The 15,319-nt window shown below is 72.1% G+C and carries 10 protein-coding genes; 7 read left to right on the top strand and 3 right to left on the bottom strand.

Annotated features, from left to right (window positions below):
- Positions 1-21: 21 nt before the first annotated feature.
- Together queD and queE are read right to left on the bottom strand one after the other, a co-directional pair.
- Complete coding sequence (gene queD / locus I5071_RS08960; RefSeq protein WP_236604997.1) at positions 22-378, bottom strand: 6-carboxytetrahydropterin synthase QueD; 357 nt, start codon at positions 376-378, stop codon at positions 22-24.
- Complete coding sequence (queE, locus tag I5071_RS08955) at positions 378-1,025, bottom strand: 7-carboxy-7-deazaguanine synthase (protein ID WP_419249644.1); 648 nt, start codon at positions 1,023-1,025, stop codon at positions 378-380. The genes queD and queE overlap by 1 nt, the downstream gene beginning before the upstream one ends.
- A 228-nt stretch (positions 1,026-1,253) precedes the next feature.
- Between queE and I5071_RS08950 the strand changes: the two genes are divergently transcribed.
- Positions 1,254-2,876: a hypothetical protein gene (locus tag I5071_RS08950; protein WP_236604995.1), complete on the top strand. Its 1,623-nt coding sequence runs from the start codon at positions 1,254-1,256 to the stop codon at positions 2,874-2,876.
- 58 nt (positions 2,877-2,934) lie between these two features.
- On the opposite strand, the gene I5071_RS08945 is transcribed toward I5071_RS08950, so the two are convergent.
- On the bottom strand, positions 2,935-3,921 hold the full coding sequence (locus I5071_RS08945; protein ID WP_236604994.1) for a DUF4476 domain-containing protein: 987 nt from the start codon (positions 3,919-3,921) through the stop codon (positions 2,935-2,937).
- A gap of 250 nt (positions 3,922-4,171) precedes the next feature.
- Here I5071_RS08945 and I5071_RS08940 point away from each other — a divergent pair, with 250 nt between their 5' ends.
- The 6 genes from I5071_RS08940 (at position 4,172) to I5071_RS08915 (ending at position 14,988) form a co-directional block, all read left to right on the top strand.
- On the top strand, positions 4,172-5,569 hold the full coding sequence (locus I5071_RS08940; RefSeq protein WP_236604993.1) for a DEAD/DEAH box helicase family protein: 1,398 nt from the start codon (positions 4,172-4,174) through the stop codon (positions 5,567-5,569).
- Position 5,570: 1 nt separating this feature from the next.
- Positions 5,571-6,779 (top strand): DUF790 family protein, encoded by a 1,209-nt coding sequence (locus I5071_RS08935; RefSeq protein WP_236604992.1) that lies wholly within the window; start codon positions 5,571-5,573, stop codon positions 6,777-6,779.
- A 226-nt stretch (positions 6,780-7,005) separates the two neighbouring features.
- Positions 7,006-8,514, top strand: coding sequence for a nidogen-like domain-containing protein (locus I5071_RS08930; protein ID WP_236604991.1), 1,509 nt, complete (start codon positions 7,006-7,008; stop codon positions 8,512-8,514).
- Between the two features lie 150 nt (positions 8,515-8,664).
- Entirely contained in the window at positions 8,665-9,387 is a 723-nt protein-coding gene (locus tag I5071_RS08925) for a TolB family protein (protein ID WP_236604990.1), read from the top strand.
- On the top strand, positions 9,384-11,732 hold the full coding sequence (locus I5071_RS08920; protein WP_236604989.1) for a VCBS repeat domain-containing M23 family metallopeptidase: 2,349 nt from the start codon (positions 9,384-9,386) through the stop codon (positions 11,730-11,732). The genes I5071_RS08925 and I5071_RS08920 overlap by 4 nt, the downstream gene beginning before the upstream one ends.
- Positions 11,733-11,814: 82 nt before the next feature.
- Positions 11,815-14,988: an AMP-binding protein gene (locus I5071_RS08915; RefSeq protein WP_236604988.1), complete on the top strand. Its 3,174-nt coding sequence runs from the start codon at positions 11,815-11,817 to the stop codon at positions 14,986-14,988.
- Positions 14,989-15,319: the final 331 nt, after the last annotated feature.

Genomic DNA, 15,319 nt, shown 5'->3' with positions numbered 1-15,319 from the left:
GCCATCACCGGCGCGACCGTCTCAGGCCCCTTCGTAGCGCGCGCCGCTCGTGCAGGTCTCCATCACCTCGACGCGCGCGAGCTGCGGCAGGCGCGGCTTCGTGCGCGCCCAGATCCATCGCGCGAGCAGCTCGCTCGTCGGGTTCGAGAGACCTTCGATCTCGTTCAGGTAGTAGTGATCGAGCTGCGCGCGCACCGGCTCGAACGCCTCGCGGATCGTGTCGAAGTCGACGACCCAGCCGAGCTGCGGATCGAGCTCGCCGCGCACCGTCAGGCGCACGCGGTACGAGTGCCCGTGCAGGCGCGCGCACTTGTGATCGGGCGGCACGTTCGGGAGGCGGTGCGCGGCCTCGAACGAGAACTCTTTCCAGATCTCCATCACGGGATTCCCAACAGCTTGTGGGTCTGGAGGCTGAGGCTCCAGCGCGGGTGCGCGAGGCAGTGCTCGATCGCGCGCTTCGTGCTCGTGCGCTGCGCGCGCGGTCCGACGAGCGTGCGATCGTCCATCGGCTGCAGATAGAAGTGCTCGAAGCGCAGCGACTCGAGCGACGCGGGCTCGAGCCCCTCCTGCGGGAACACGAGCTTGAGCTCGTTCCCCTCGCGCACGACGAGCTCCGCCCCCGCCTTCGGGCTCACGCAGATCCAGTCGACGCCGGGCGGCACCTCGAGCGTGCCGTTCGTCTCGATCGCGATCTCGAAGCCGCGCGCGTGCAGCGCGTCGATCGCCGCCACGTCGAGCTGCAGGAGCGGCTCGCCCCCGGTGCACACGACGTAGGGCGCGCCGCCGCCCGGCCACTTCGACGCGACCGCGCCCGCGAGCGCATCGGCATCCGCGAAGCGCCCGCCGCCGGTGCCGTCGATCCCCACGAAGTCGGTGTCGCAGAACTGGCAGACCGCGCGCGCACGGTCCTGCTCGCGGCCCGTCCACAGGTTGCAGCCCGCGAAGCGGCAGAACACGGCGGGACGACCGGCGCGCGCGCCCTCGCCCTGCAGCGTGTAGAAGATCTCCTTGACCGAATAGGCCATCGCGGGGCGGAGGGTGTAGCGCCGCGCGCCATCGCGCGCGAGGGGCACGCTCACGGCGAGGCACGAGGTCGGATTCGCCGCCCCGTGAGCCTTCACGGCGCGACGTTGTGGGGCGTCGTGCAGCGTCGATGAGGTCGTGTGCGCTCTCGCGCGCCGTAGCGCACGGCCACGCGTGAGTCGCCTGATCTCTTCTTCTTCACATGGGGGCTCGAAACGAGTGGAGGACAGATGGAGACGCTCAGGGGTGGGCGAGCGCCGTCGATGGTGCTCGCGGGATGCATGCTCGCGCTCGGCGCGTGCAGCGCGACCGAGCCGGCACCGGTCGGCGTGGCGGTGGAGTCGGTGCACGACGAAGGGCTCTTCGAGCTCGATCGCAACGCCGTCGGCGACCCGGCGGTCGAAGGCGACGACTGGGACGACGTCAATCTGCCGCTGCCCGACGGCGACGGTGGCGACTCGTTCGATCACACCGGCGTGCTGCCCGACGGCAACGGTCAGACGATCTTCCGCGGCGGCGGGAGCAAGGACGACCTCGACATCGGCGCGTGGCGTCATCGCGCCAGCGGGCCCGTGCCCGACAAGGACGACATCACGAACGCATACGCCGCGGCCTACATCGACGAGGACTCGAACGACACGATCCTCTACTTCGGCATGGATCGCGTCGACACCTCGGGCGACGCGAACATGGGCTTCTGGTTCTTCCAGCAGAGCGTGACGCCGAACGCCGACGGCACGTTCAGCGGCAACCACACCGATGGCGATCTGCTCGTGCAGATCGACTACTCGAACGGCGGCACGGTGCCGAACGTGCGCGTGCTGGTGTGGCGCGCGGACGGGTCCGGCGAGATCAACGGCACGCTCGACCTCTTCTTCGAGGGCAGCGCCGACTGCCTGAGCCCGTCGCAGGACACCGTCTGCGCCACCACGAACCTGCTGGAGACCGCCTCGCCGTGGCTCTACGTCCAGAAGGGCGAGAACGCCGACGGGCCCTTCCCGCCCCGCGCGTTCGTCGAGGGCGGCATCAACATCACCGAGGTGTTCTCGGACGCCGAGAACGGTCCGCCCTGCTTCTCGTCGTTCATGGCGACCACGCGCGCATCGACCAGCGTCGACGCGGTGCTGAAGGACTGGGTGCTCGGCGAGTTCGAGGCCTGCGGCATCGAGATCACCACGAGCTGCACCGACGGCGTGCTGAACGAGGCGGGCACCGCGTTCGTCTACGACTACGAGATCACCGTCACGAATGTGGGCGGTGGAACGCTCTACGACGTGACGATCACCGACGACCTCTCGGGTGACGTGACGGTGCTGCCCAACCCGCTCGGCGCCACGCCGGTGACCATCGACGGCTCGTACGAGACCACGGAGCAGGAGATCACGGTCTCGGCGAGCGTGACGGCCGCGGCGGTGGCGGGGGGAGCGGTCGTCGCCAGCGACGAAACGGGCGCCGACAGCGCCGTCTGCGAGGCCGACACCGCCCCCGCGATCACCGTGAGCAAGGTCTGCACGCCGCGGCTCGAGGTGCGGGACAACGAGGTCGTCGTGGTCATCGACGGCTCCGGTCAGGTCTGCAACACCGGCGACACCCCGCTCACGGCCATCGTCGTCACCGACGACTGCGGGAGCGGAGCGTCGCAGACCGACGAGATTCCGGACCTCGCGCCCGGAGCCTGCGCTCCGTGGTCGGTCGAGTGCACGCCGACCGAGTCGAATCCCGATCCCGTCGAGGCGAGCTTCTCGGACACCGCGAGCGTCACGGGCACGCCGACGATCGGCAGCACGACGCCGGTGACCGACTCCAGCGATCTCGCAGTGTGCGCGCTCTGCCCGGAGCCGACGCCGGGCTGACGACGTGATCCGATCGGAGGGCAGGAGCGTTCACGCGCTCCTGCCCTTCGTCGTTCCGTCAGTGCCCCGTCTGCTGCCGCAGCAGCGTGCGGCTTCCTTCGTACTCGAGCGCCTGCGGCAACAAGTAGAAGTTCTGCGGGTCCACCGCGCGCGGCCACAGCGTCGTGCCCAGCTGCACGCGCGTGCTGTCGATCGCGCTGGTCTGCATCAGCGTCGCGATCTGCTGGCAGCTCAGCGTCACGCCGCCGCTCGCGAGATCGCGCGCGAGCGCGATCTGCGCGTAGGTGCGGGTGTCGCGACGGAAGCGCTGCACGAGATCCTGGAACTGCGGCTCCGGCATCCCGACCACGATCACCGGCGCGCCGCCCTGCCCTGCCTGCGCGCCGCCAGCGCCGCCGCTCCCGGTGCCCTCTTCCGCGTCCGCACGCGTCGCCGCGCCGACGGGATCGACCATCTCCTGGCACGCCGTGCTGTTGCCGAGGTCGCACGCCTGACGCAGCAGCGCGGCCATGCGCTGGTAGTCGCGCGCGACCCCCATCGCGCGCCCGTAGATGTACGCGACCTCGCGGCACGCATCGGCGTGGCGCATGCCGCACGCGCGCTCGTAGTACGACTGGCCCGTCGGCCAGCTCACGGGCACGCCCTGCCCCGTCCAGTAGAGCGTGCCGAGGTCGTAGCAGCCGAGCGCGTACCCACCGGTGCACGCCATCGCGTAGTAGCGGTGCGACTCCGAGAGGCTCGTGGGCACGCCGTGCCCGGGGCTCTGCTGGTGGATCCACCCCATCGCGCGGCACGAGCGCATGTCGCCGCCGTTGCACCCGTAGCGATAGAGCTGCGCCGCCATCTCGAAGCTCACCGCGACGCCGGTGCCCTCGTGGTACGCGTCGCCCGCGAACGCGCAGCGATCGAAGCGACCCGCGTAGCAGGCCTGCGCGTCGGCGAGCGCTTCCTGCGCGGAGGCAGGCGAGACCGACGCCGCGAGCGCGAGCACCAGCGTCGAGATCCCGAGGGCCACCCGAGTGCCCATCGCCTGCGTTGCCGTCACCGCGCGTCCTCCTGCTCCGGGGCGCGAAATTCTCACAACGGCGCGAGCACGCCAAGTGTGCGCTCGCGATGCAGCCCCGGCGGAATGCCCGCTTCTTCGGGCATTTCGACTCAGCTGGAGTGCTCGCCCGCGGAGGACCCGCAGGGGAGCGTGCGGAGCACGCGGACGGGATCGCGATTCCACGCCCACCGCCGCCCACGAGGTGCGCGACCGAGCACGCGCGCTCCGATCGCCTGTTACATTGCGCCGCGTGGGCGTCCGACTCGCGTTCCGAAGCGGCACGATCGAGGTGCACGGGCTGCCCGAGGTCACACCCTCGCTGCCGTCCGTGTGCGTGTGGGACGCGCGCACGCGTTCGCATCGTGCGCCCGGCATCGCGTACGCGGACGTGGTGCTCGCGCTCAAGGCCGCCGAGATCGAGGTCGAGGACGAGGCGCGCGCGTACGAGGAGATCGAGGCGACGCCGGTGATCCAGCGCGAGCCGCGGCCCTACCAGCGCGAGGCGATCGCGGCGTGGAAGCGGGCGCGCGGGCGCGGCGTGGTCGTGCTGCCGACCGGCGCGGGCAAGACGCACGTCGCGGTGATGGGCATCGAGCTGTGGAAGCGATCGACGCTGGTGATCGCGCCGACCCTCGATCTCGTGCGCCAGTGGTACGACCTGCTGCGCGCGACGTTCGATCGCGAGATCGGCCTCGTCGGCGGCGGCGAGCACGACGTCCGGCCGATCACCGTGACCACCTACGACTCGGCGTACATGCACGTCGAGCACATCGGGAACCGCTTCGGGCTCGTCGTGTTCGACGAGTGCCATCACCTGCCGGGCCCGACCTACGCGCTCGCAGCGCAGCTCGCGATCGCACCGTTCCGCCTCGGGCTCACCGCGACGCCGGAGCGCGCCGACGGACGCGAGACGCTGCTCGACGAGCTGATCGGCAAGACCGTCTACCGACGCGACATCGTCGAGCTCTCGGGCGAGTTCCTCGCGGACTACGACGTGGTGCGCATCCCGGTGCACCTCACGCCGGAGGAGCGCGACGAGTACGAGGCCGAGCGCAGCGTCTACCGCGCGTTCCTCGCGAAGAGCGGCATCCGCATGAGCCAGCCCGACGGCTGGGGGAAGTTCATCATGCTCTCGGCCCGCAGCGCCGAGGGTCACCGCGCGATGCAGGCCTACCGCCGCCAGCGCGAGCTCGCGCTCACCGCGCCCGCGAAGCTCGACTGGGTCGAGCGCCTCCTCCACCTGCATCGTCACGATCGCGCGATCCTCTTCACGCAGGACAACGCGACCTGCTACGCGCTCTCGCGCCGCTTCCTGATCCCCGCGATCACCCATCAGACGAAGGTGAAGGAGCGCAGCGCGATCCTCGCGGGCCTCTCCGACGGGACGTACTCCGCGGTCGCGACGAGCAAGGTGCTGAACGAGGGCGTCGACGTGCCCGACGCGAACGTCGCGATCGTCGTGTCGGGCTCGGGCTCGGTGCGCGAGCACGTGCAGCGACTCGGGCGCGTGCTCCGCAAGAAGGAAGGCAAGCTCGCGACGCTCTACGAGCTCGTCACCGCGGACACCGGCGAGGCGTACACCAGCGAGCGCCGTCGCGATCACAGCGCGTACGCCCAGAGCGGTCGCGTGCGCTCGCTGCGAGGCTGAGATGCTGACGCCCGATCTGGTCCATGCGCGACGGCAGAAGGACGAGCTCAAGCTCGTCGGGCTGGGCGCGCGACGCGAGCAGGCGATCGAGCTCGCGGAGATGGTCGTCGAGCTCGCGAAGGAGCACGTCGGTCGTCCTCGCGAGGAGCTCGAGCAGGCGTGGCAGGCGATCGAGGTCGAGCCGCGCGATCGCAAGCTGCTCGACGGGATGACGAAGCTGGTCGAGGACGCGCTCGTCTTCGACAGCGAGGTCGGCGACGACGCGCCCGCGCTACGCGCCGAGGTGTTCCGTCGCGCGACCGAAGCACGTCGTGCGCTCGGCGAGGACGCGCTGCTCGATCGCTCCGCGGTGCTCGCGGAGGTCGCGGCCGAGCACGGGATGGACGCCGAGCGGCTCGATCGCGCGCTCTACGGGGATCTGCGCAGCGCGCACCTGCTGCGCGAGATGCGCGCGCCCGGACCGCGGGCGCTGGTCGAGGGATACGATCTCGCGCAGGCCCAGGCGGTGCTGCTGCGCGCGACGAAGGTCGTCGCGGTGCTCGAGGACATCGAGCCCGCGGCGATGCGCGCGCTCTTCCGCAAGCTGAAGTTCCTGCGGCTCCTCTACTCGATCCGCGCCGAGGGCCCGGGCAAGTGGAGGCTCGACATCGACGGGCCGTTCAGCCTCTTCGAGTCGGTCACGAAGTACGGCCTCTCGCTCGCGCTCGCGCTCCCCGCGATCGCATCGAGCGGCACCCACCGCATCGCGGCCGACGTGCGCTGGGGCAAGGAGCGCCTGCCGCTGCGCTTCGTGATGGAAGGACCGGCGCTGGGTCGCGACGAGATCCCGGCACGCCTGAGCGACGAGGCCGAGGCCCTGCGCGCGCGCATCGAGGACAAGGGCGGCGCGTGGAGCGCGGAGATCGCGGACACGATCCTCGATCTGCCCGGCGTCGGCGCGTGCGTGCCCGACCTCGTGTGCACGCATCGCGCGAGCGGCGCGCGCGTGCTCGTCGAGGTGATGGGCTACTGGAGCCGCGACGCGGTGTGGAAGCGCGTCGAGCTCGCGGAGAAGGGCCTGCCTCACCCGGTGCTCTTCTGCGCGAGCGAGCGACTGCGGGTGAGCGAGGCGGTGCTGCCCGACGATGCGCCCGCGGCGCTCCTGGTCTTCAAGGGCGTGATCCCGATCGGCGCGCTCCTCGAGAAGCTCGACGCGCTGCGAAAGCGGTGAGTGCTTGCCGGAGTGCTCGTCCCGCCGGTCCCGGACGGGAGCGCGCGGAGCGCGCGGACGGTAGGGACCGGAGGGCGAGCCGATGTTCGCAGCGCTTGAAGGAGTGCCGCGCGAAGCGCGCGGACGGCAGGGACCTCATTTCCGACGACGCTGGAAGGATCCCGAGGGGATTGACTCCGCAGCGCGCTTCTGACGCCCTCTGGGGGTCCGCCACGAAGAGGTGCCGATGTCCCGCGCGCTGATCATCCTCGCGTTCGCCATGCCACTCGTGCTCGTCGGTTGCGGCGAGAGCCACGCCCCGGAGGACGACGCCGGCGCGCCGGGCATCGACGGAGGCGCGCCGCCGGAGCGCGATGCATCGCAGCCTCCGGTCGACGCCCACGTGCCCACGTCGTGCGTGCCCGGCACGATGGAGAGCGCGTCCTGCGGCCGCTGCGGGACGACCGAGCGCTTCTGCGACACCTCGGGATCGTGGGTGTACGGCGAGTGCGAGGGCGAGGGCGTGTGCTCGCCCGGCGAGACGCGCGAAATGGTGTGCGGCGACTGCGGCACCCAGACCGAGACCTGCAGCGACGCGTGCGAGTGGGGCGCGCCGAGCGCGTGCGAGGACGAAGGCGAGTGCACGCCCGGTGAGCGCACGCGCACCGACGCGGGGTGCGCGCCGGGCGGGACGCGCGAGGCCGTGTGCAGCGCCGCGTGTGTCTTCGAGCCGATCGGAGAGTGCGACGGCGCGTGCGACACGCCGGGCCTGATCGAGCAGGTGCCGTGCGGGACGATGTGCGGGACCGTCGAGCGCTTCTGCACCGCGGAGCGCCGCTGGATGTACGACGAGTGCGTCGAGGCCGGCGTGTGCGTGCCCGGCACGACCGACACCGCGCCGTGCGGCCGCTGCGGCACCCAGGCGCGCCGCTGCAACAGCGCGTGCGCGTGGGCGCCGGCGGGAGAGTGCACGGGCCAGGGCGAGTGCACGCCGGGCGAGACGACGTACTCGGGCACCGGGTGCGCCGACTTCGAGACCCGTCTCCGCACCTGCGGCGCGACCTGCACCTACGACGCGGGCACGTGTGTCGCGGCGCAGACCGAGCTGCTCGGCGGGCTCGGCGATCCCGAGGGCATCGTGGCGGTCGGTGACGACGTCTCGTCGCCCGCGATCGATCTGAGCGCTGCCTTCCCGAGCGGGCTGCGGATCTACGGCGCGACCTACACGACGATCTTCGTGAACAACAACGGCAACGTGTCGTTCGGGGGCGCGCTCTCGACCTACTCGCCGGTGTTCCCGCGGACGATGCCGGCCGTGCCCGCGCCGCTGATCGCGCCGTGGTGGGGCGACGTCGACACGCGCGGCGGAGGTCGCCCCGCATCGAACGACGTGCACTGGGACATCGCCGGATCGCGCTTCGTCGCGACGTGGCGCCTCGTCGGCTACTTCAACTCGCACGTCGATCTGCAGAACACCTTCCAGGTCGTGCTGACCGATCGCAGCGACGTCGCGCCCGGCGACTTCGACGTCGAGTTCCGATACACGCGGTGCCAGTGGACGACCGGCGACGCGAGCTCGGGCACCGGTGGCCTCGGCGGCGACGAGGCGAGCGCGGGCTTCGAGGCCGGGAACGCGACGGACTACCTCGCGCTGCCGGGCTCGGGGACGCCCGACGTGCTCGATCTGTGCACGACGTCGAACGTCGGCCCGCCCGGCCTCTGGCGCTTCCAGGTCCGCGGAGGCATCCCGCGCTGAGCTGCTGCCTCGAGCGCGCACCCGTCCAGGTCGTGGTCGGTGCGCGCGCTCGGTCGCGACACGCTGGCGCGTGAACGTCGGCTCGCGGTTGCGATCCCGACCCTCCATGCGCCCACCGCATGGGCACGCCGCTTGTTATGCGCGGAACGCATGCTGCGGATCGCGCTCGTCTCCTGCCTCGTGCTCGCGCTCGGCGCGTGCGGCCGCGCCGATGCGCCGGCCGCGCGTGAGTCCGCGCCCCTCCTCGACGACGGCGAGGTCCTCCTCGATCGACGCGACGACGGCGCGACGCTGATCGGCCGGCTCGTGCCGGTGCCCGAGGGCTCCGACGCCGATCGCGTGCTCACGCTGGGCACCAGCGGGCTCGACGGGGCGTTCGACGGCACGGCGGTGCTCGACGCGCGCTTCGTCGCCGGTGGGCTGGTGGTGCTGCGCGCCGATCACGTGCTGGTCGCGCACCGCGACGGCGCGACCATCGAGCTCGACACCCAGGTCGAGGGCCCGCTCTCGATCGCCGGGACGCGTGTCGCCTACGTGCGCGGTGAGTTCCCCGAGCTCGAGCTCGCGATCGCCGACGCGCGCAGCGGCCAGGCGCGCGTGCTCACGCAGGGCATGGCCCCCGCGTGGTCGCCCGCGCTCTCGCCCGACGGCAGCGAGATCGTGTTCGTCTCGGGCGTGCACGGATCGCCGCGGCTCCATCGCGTCGACACCCGCGGCGGCGCGCCGCGCGCGCTCCCGCCGAGCGAGCGCTTCCCGACGGCCCCGGTCGCGCCGCGCTGGACCGCGGACGGCACCCTGCACTTCGAGGACGAGCGCGGCCCCGCGACGATCGTGATCGGCGAGCCCGACGGCGTGCTCGAGGGAGCGCGATGATGCGCTTCGCGCTCGTCACGCTCGCGCTGCTCGCGCTCGCGATCCCAGCGTCCGCGCAGGTGCGCCACCGCCGCCCGTATGCGGAGTCCTATCGGCTCAACTACGGCTTCGACAACAACGGCGGCGGCTCGGGCTGCGACGACTACACGTGCGGCGGCGCTTGTTACGACGGGCACACCGGATCGGACTTCGGCACGCCGCTCGGCACCACCGTGCTCGCGTCGCAATCGGGCCGCGTGATCGCGACCCACAACGGCTGCGCGAACTACGGCGCGGTGGGCAACACCTGCGGCGGTCGCTGCGGCAACTACGTGCAGATCGAGCACAGCGACGGCTCGCGCTCGATCTACTGCCACATGCGCCTCGACTCGCTCCGCGTGAGCACCGGGCAGAGCGTCTCGTGCGGACAGGCGCTCGGTCAGAGCGCGTCGAGCGGGAGCAGCTCGGGCCCGCACCTGCACTACGGCTACCGGCGCACCGCGAGCGCGGCCTCGCGTGATCCCTACTCCGGCAGCTGCGCCGGCGCGGCGACGATCTGGGTCTCGACCGGCGCGTACCGCGATGCGCCGGGCACGAGCTGCGGCTGCACCCCGAGCGCCGAGTCGTGCAACGGGCGCGACGACGACTGCGACGGGCGCACCGACGAGTCGCTCTCGCGCGCGTGCTCGACCGAGTGCGGCGCGGGCACCGAGACGTGCTCCGGTGGCTCGTGGGGCGCGTGCAGCGCGCCGCGTCCTTCGGCCGAGGTCTGCAACACGCGCGACGACGACTGCAACGGCACGCCCGACGACGCCGACGTCTGCGAGATCGATCTGCTGAACGCGCAGCCGAGCGTGTACGCGGCACCCCGCACCACCGACGTGAACGCCGACGGACGCGCCGATCTCTGCGCGCGCGGCTACGGCGGCGTGCGCTGCTGGCGCGCGAACGGCAGCGGCTGGGACGCGCCCACCGCGGCGATCCCGTGGAGCGATCCCAGCGGCTGGACCGACGTCACGAACTACTCGACGTTGCGCATGGGCGACGTCGACGGCGACGGTCGCGCCGACGTCTGCGCCCGCGCCAACGCGGGCTTCCTCTGCGCGCTCGCCACCGCCGACGGCTTCGCCGCGCACACCACCTGGCGCGACGGGATCAGCGACGAGAACGGCTGGGCCAACCCGCGCTTCTACACGACGATCCGACTCGCCGACGTGAACGGCGATCGGCGCGACGATCTCTGCGCGCGCGACAACGCCGGCTTCGGGTGCTGGCTCTCGAACGGGACGAGCTTCGACACGCGCGTCGAGGGACCGCGCTGGGCCGACGCGAGCGGCTGGGGCGCGGCGCGCCACTACGGCTCGATCCGAACCGGCGACCTCAACGGCGATGGCCTCGCCGACGTGTGCGCGCGCGCTGCGGCGGGCGTCGAGTGCTGGCTCTCGGACGGCAACGGGTTCCCGACCCGCGTCGCCGGCCCGGAGTGGAGCGACGCGCTCGGATGGGGCGCGATGCGCTTCTGGAGCACGATGCGCCTCGCCGACTTCGACGGAGACGGGCGCGCCGATCTCTGCGCGCGCAGCAGCACCGATCTCCGGTGCGCGCGCTCGCTCGGCACCTCGTTCGAGCCCGCGACGATCGTCGCGCCGCTCGCCGACGGGAGCGGATGGGACGACCTCACGAACTACGCGACGCTGCGCACCGGCGACGTCGACGCCGACGGCGCCGACGATCTCTGCGTGCGCTCCAACGCCGGCATCGAGTGCTACGCGTGGAACCGCACCGAGTTCGTGCGCCTCGCGGGGCCCGAGTGGTCCGACGAGAGCGGATGGAGCGCCGCGAAGCACCACCAGACGATCCGCCTCGCCGACGTGAACGGCGACGGGCTCGAGGACGTGTGCGGTCGCGCGGTCGCGGGATGGCGCTGTCATCCCTCCCGCGGCGACGGGTTCGGCGACGCGATCGTGCTCGACGAGCTGCGCGACGACGGCAGCTGGAGCGAGCCGCGCTACTGGACGACGATCCTCTCCGCGGGCCACGCGTGCCGCGCCGAGATGGAGGCGTGCAACGGGCGCGACGACGACTGCGACGGCGAGATCGACGAGGACGCGCGCGCCGAGATCTGCAACGAGGTCGACGACGACTGCGACGGCGAGACCGACGAGGACGACGTGTGTGTCGTGATCGCGCCGGACGGCGGTGTCGGAGGAGACGGCGGGATCGCGCGCGGCGACGCCGCGACGAGCGGCGGAAGCGGCATGGTCGTGGGCGGATGTGGCTGTCGTGCGGGCGGTGGCGGCAGCGGCGCGGGAGCATGGGCCGCGGCGATCGCGATCGCGCTCGCGATCGCACGACGCAGGCGCTGAGCGAGGACGCTCGCGGGGGTGGCTTCGGCTATGCTCGCCCCACGTCGGGCACCAGCCCGCGTGGGGGAGCTCCCAGCGTTTCATGAGCATCGATCGCGAGCGTGAGAGCCGTCGTCGTCGGCGGCGCAGTGGTGGTCCAGGTCTCTCTCGCGCTTTCGGGCGCCTCTCGGCGAGCGCGCGCAACGCGGTCGAGGTGATGCGCCTCGGGCGTCTCGGGGCGCCCTACGCCGCCGCGTTCGAGGTGGCGTACGAGGACCGCGTCTCGAAGCTCCGCCACTACCTCGCGCCCGCGCCGGTGCCCGGCATCGGCGGCGAGCTCCCCGACGACACCGAGTCGCTGCGCCCGCTGCTCCTCGTCCCGCCGCTGATGGTCACGAGCGAGGTCTACGACATCTCGCCCGAGCTCAGCGCGGTCACCCAGCTCGGCCGCGCCGGGCTCGACGTGTGGCTCGTCGACTTCGGCGCGCCCGAGCGCACGCCCGGCGGCATGGAGCGCACGCTCGACGATCACGTGCGCGCCGTCGATCGCGCGATCGACGAGGTCATCAAGCGCACCGGCAAGGACGTGCACCTCGCGGGGTACTCGCAGGGCGGCATGTTCTGCTACCAGGTCGCGGCGCTGCGCCGGAGCGCGGGCATCCGCTCGATCCTCACGTTCGGATCGCCGGTCGACATCCGCCGCAACCTCCCGGGCATCGGCGTGCAGGCCGCGGAGCGCGTGATCGCCGCGGCGCGACGCGCGGTCGAGATCCCGCTGCGCCAGATGGAGGGCCTGCCCGGCTTCCTCACCAGCACCGGCTTCAAGCTGCTCAGCGTCCGCAAGGAAGTGCAGCAGGTCTTCGAGTTCGTGCAGAAGCTGCACGACCGCAACGCGCTCGAGAAGCGCGAGAGCCGCCGGCGCTTCCTCGCGGGCGAGGGCTTCGTCGCGTGGCCGGGGCCGGCGTTCCGCACGTTCGTCGACGAGTTCATCGTGCACAACCGACTCGCGTCGGGCGGCTTCGTGATCGACGGGCGCACGGTGACGCTCGCCGACGTCACCTGTCCGATCCTCTTCTTCGTCGGCGAGACCGACGAGATCGCGCGCGCCGCGTCGGTGCGCGCGATCCGCGAGGCCGCGCCCGCCGCGGAGATCCACGAGATCCCGGTGCGCGCCGGGCACTTCGGGCTCGTCGTCGGCAGCCGCGCGGTGACCGTCACGTGGCCCTCGGTGATCGAGTGGGTGCGCTGGCGCGACGCGAACGGCGCGATCCCCGAGCGCCTCCGCGACGAGCCCTCGCGCCCCTCGCCGATCGACATCGACGACGAGGAGTTCGACGAGGCACCGATCGACGTCGAGGCGTTCTACGACGTCGCGACCGGCGCGGTCGACGCGATGTGGACCCGCGTGAGCGACGTCGGCCGCGAGGTCGGCGAGGTGATCGACTCGCTGCGCTGGCAGGTGCCGCGCCTCCAGAAGCTGCGCCGCATCGAGGCCCACACCCGCATCTCGATGGGCAAGGCGCTCGCCGATCAGGCCGCCGCGATCCCCGAGAGCACGTTCTTCCTGTGGAAGGGCCGCGCGTTCACCTATCGCGACGCCGATCGCCGCGTCGACAACGTCGTGCGCGGCCTCGTGCACTGCGGCGTCCGCAAGGGCACGCGCGTCGGCGTGCTGATGACGACGCGTCCCTCGTACCTCTCGATCGTCTGCGCGCTGAACCGCATGGGCGCGGTCGCGGTGCTGCTGAGCCCCGACAGCACGCGCATCTCGCTCGAGCACGCGCTGCGTCTGCTCGGCGAGACCGGCGCGCCGATGGAGCTGCTCGTCACCGACCCGGATCACGCGGCCCGCGCGCGCGAGGCGTTCACGGGCCCGGTGCTCTCGCTCGGCGGCTTCGGCGAGAAGCCCACGCTGCCCGAGGGCGTGCTCGACATGGAGTCGATCGATCCCGACGCCGTCGTGCTGCCGCCCTGGTACGAGCCCGACGCGGGCCGCGCGTCGGACCTCGCGTGCATCATCTTCACCGCGGGTCGCCACGAGGTCCCGAAGGCCGCGCGCATCACGAACCGCCGCTGGGCGTTCTCCGCGCTCGGCGCGGCGGCCGGATGTACTTTGACCTCCAACGACACCGTCTACTGCTGCCTGCCCCTGCACCATGCGGCGGGCATGCTCGTCGCGGTCGGCGGTGCGCTGGTCGGAGGCGCGCGCCTCGCGCTCGCGAAGCGCTTCGACCCCGAGACGATGTGGCCCGAGGTCCGTCGCTACGGCGCGACCGTCGTCTTCTACGCGGGCGACATGCTGCGCGCGGTCGTCGAGGCACCGGCCTCGCCGCTCGACGCGCACTCGCCGGTGCGTCTCTTCGCGGGCAGCGGCATGCGCGCCGACGTCTGGGAGCGCCTGGTGCAGCGCTTCGGTCGCGCGTCGGTGCTCGAGTTCTACGGCTCGACCGAGGGCAACGCGGTGCTCGCGAACGCGTCGGGCACGAAGATCGGCGCGCTCGGTCGGCCGCTGCCGGGCAGCACCGATCTCGCGCTGCTCGGGTGGGACTTCGAGAAGGAAGACATCGCGCGCGACGAGTCGGGGCGCCTGCTCACGAGCGGCGTCGACGAGCCGGGCGTGCTGATCGCGCGCATCGATCCGGTGCATCCGATGGCGAGCTTCGACGGCTACGTCGCGCGCCCCGAGCCGCGTCGCGAGGGCGACGAGGAGAGCGAGGCCGCGGGCCGCGTGCTGCGCGGTGTGTTCGAGGCGGGCGACGCGTGGTTCGTCACCGGCGACCTGCTGCGTCGCGACGCCGACGGCGACTACTGGTTCGTCGATCGCCTCGCCGACGTCGTGCGCAGCCCGGGCGGGTCGATCCCGACGATCGCGATCGAGGACTCGCTCGCGCGCATGCCCGGCGTGCGTCGCGCGGCGGCGTACGGCGTGAGCCTGCCGGGCATCGCGGGCGAGGTGCTCGTCGCGTCGCTGGTGCCGAGCCCCGGCGTGGATCTCGATGCGGACACGCTCTCGCGGGAGATCGCGCTCGCGCTCGTGCCGGCGCGCAGGCCGCGCTTCGTGCGGCTCGTCGACGCGATCCCGCTGACCGATGGCTACCGCACGATGAAGGCGCCGCTGCGCGAGGCGGGCGTCTCGATGGACGATCGCGCGGGCACGTTCGTCTACGACGCGACGACCGAGCGCTACGCACCGCTCGACGCGCAGCGCTGGGAGCACGTCACGGCCGAGCTGCGCAACAAGGGCGGCTCGAAGCGGCCGGCCGCGCGCCGTCGCTGACGCGTACTCCCCGGACGACGCCGGGGAGAGAAGCGAGTTCCTGAGGAAGCCAGGAGGAGAAGGAAGACCAAGTGGATGAGTCTTCCGTTCGACCTGCTGCGTCCGTTGCTCTCGCCTCCGAGAATTCACCGCAGAGAGTCGAGCACTTCCTTCCCTCCTGCACCTCCTGCTCTCCTTAGCGGCAATTCTCCTCTGCGGAGCCCGCGATGCGCCGCCCGTGGCGCAGAACGGGCGCCGCTCCGTGCCGCGCTCCGCCGGCGCGCGAATTCCTTTGATCTTGCACGGGTATGGATCCTGCGAAACGAGCGGCGTCCGCCCGCGCGAGCAGTTC

This window comes from Sandaracinus amylolyticus (genome assembly GCF_021631985.1).
Taxonomy (GTDB): domain Bacteria; phylum Myxococcota_A; class Polyangia; order Polyangiales; family Sandaracinaceae; genus Sandaracinus; species Sandaracinus amylolyticus_A.
This window is presented reverse-complemented; position numbering and strand designations above follow the sequence as displayed.

Excerpts from the sequence above, each read along its gene's own strand:
- I5071_RS08920 (WP_236604989.1), top strand. The coding sequence starts at position 9,384 with ATGATGCGCTTCGCGCTCGTCACGCTCGCGCTGCTCGCGCTCGCGATC.
- queE (WP_419249644.1), bottom strand. The coding sequence starts at position 1,025 with ATGGCCTATTCGGTCAAGGAGATCTTCTACACGCTGCAGGGCGAGGGC.
- I5071_RS08925 (WP_236604990.1), top strand. The coding sequence starts at position 8,665 with ATGCTGCGGATCGCGCTCGTCTCCTGCCTCGTGCTCGCGCTCGGCGCG.
- I5071_RS08935 (WP_236604992.1), top strand. The coding sequence starts at position 5,571 with ATGCTGACGCCCGATCTGGTCCATGCGCGACGGCAGAAGGACGAGCTC.
- queD (WP_236604997.1), bottom strand. The coding sequence starts at position 378 with ATGGAGATCTGGAAAGAGTTCTCGTTCGAGGCCGCGCACCGCCTCCCG.
- I5071_RS08950 (WP_236604995.1), top strand. The coding sequence starts at position 1,254 with ATGGAGACGCTCAGGGGTGGGCGAGCGCCGTCGATGGTGCTCGCGGGA.
- I5071_RS08930 (WP_236604991.1), top strand. The coding sequence starts at position 7,006 with ATGTCCCGCGCGCTGATCATCCTCGCGTTCGCCATGCCACTCGTGCTC.
- I5071_RS08915 (WP_236604988.1), top strand. The coding sequence starts at position 11,815 with ATGAGCATCGATCGCGAGCGTGAGAGCCGTCGTCGTCGGCGGCGCAGT.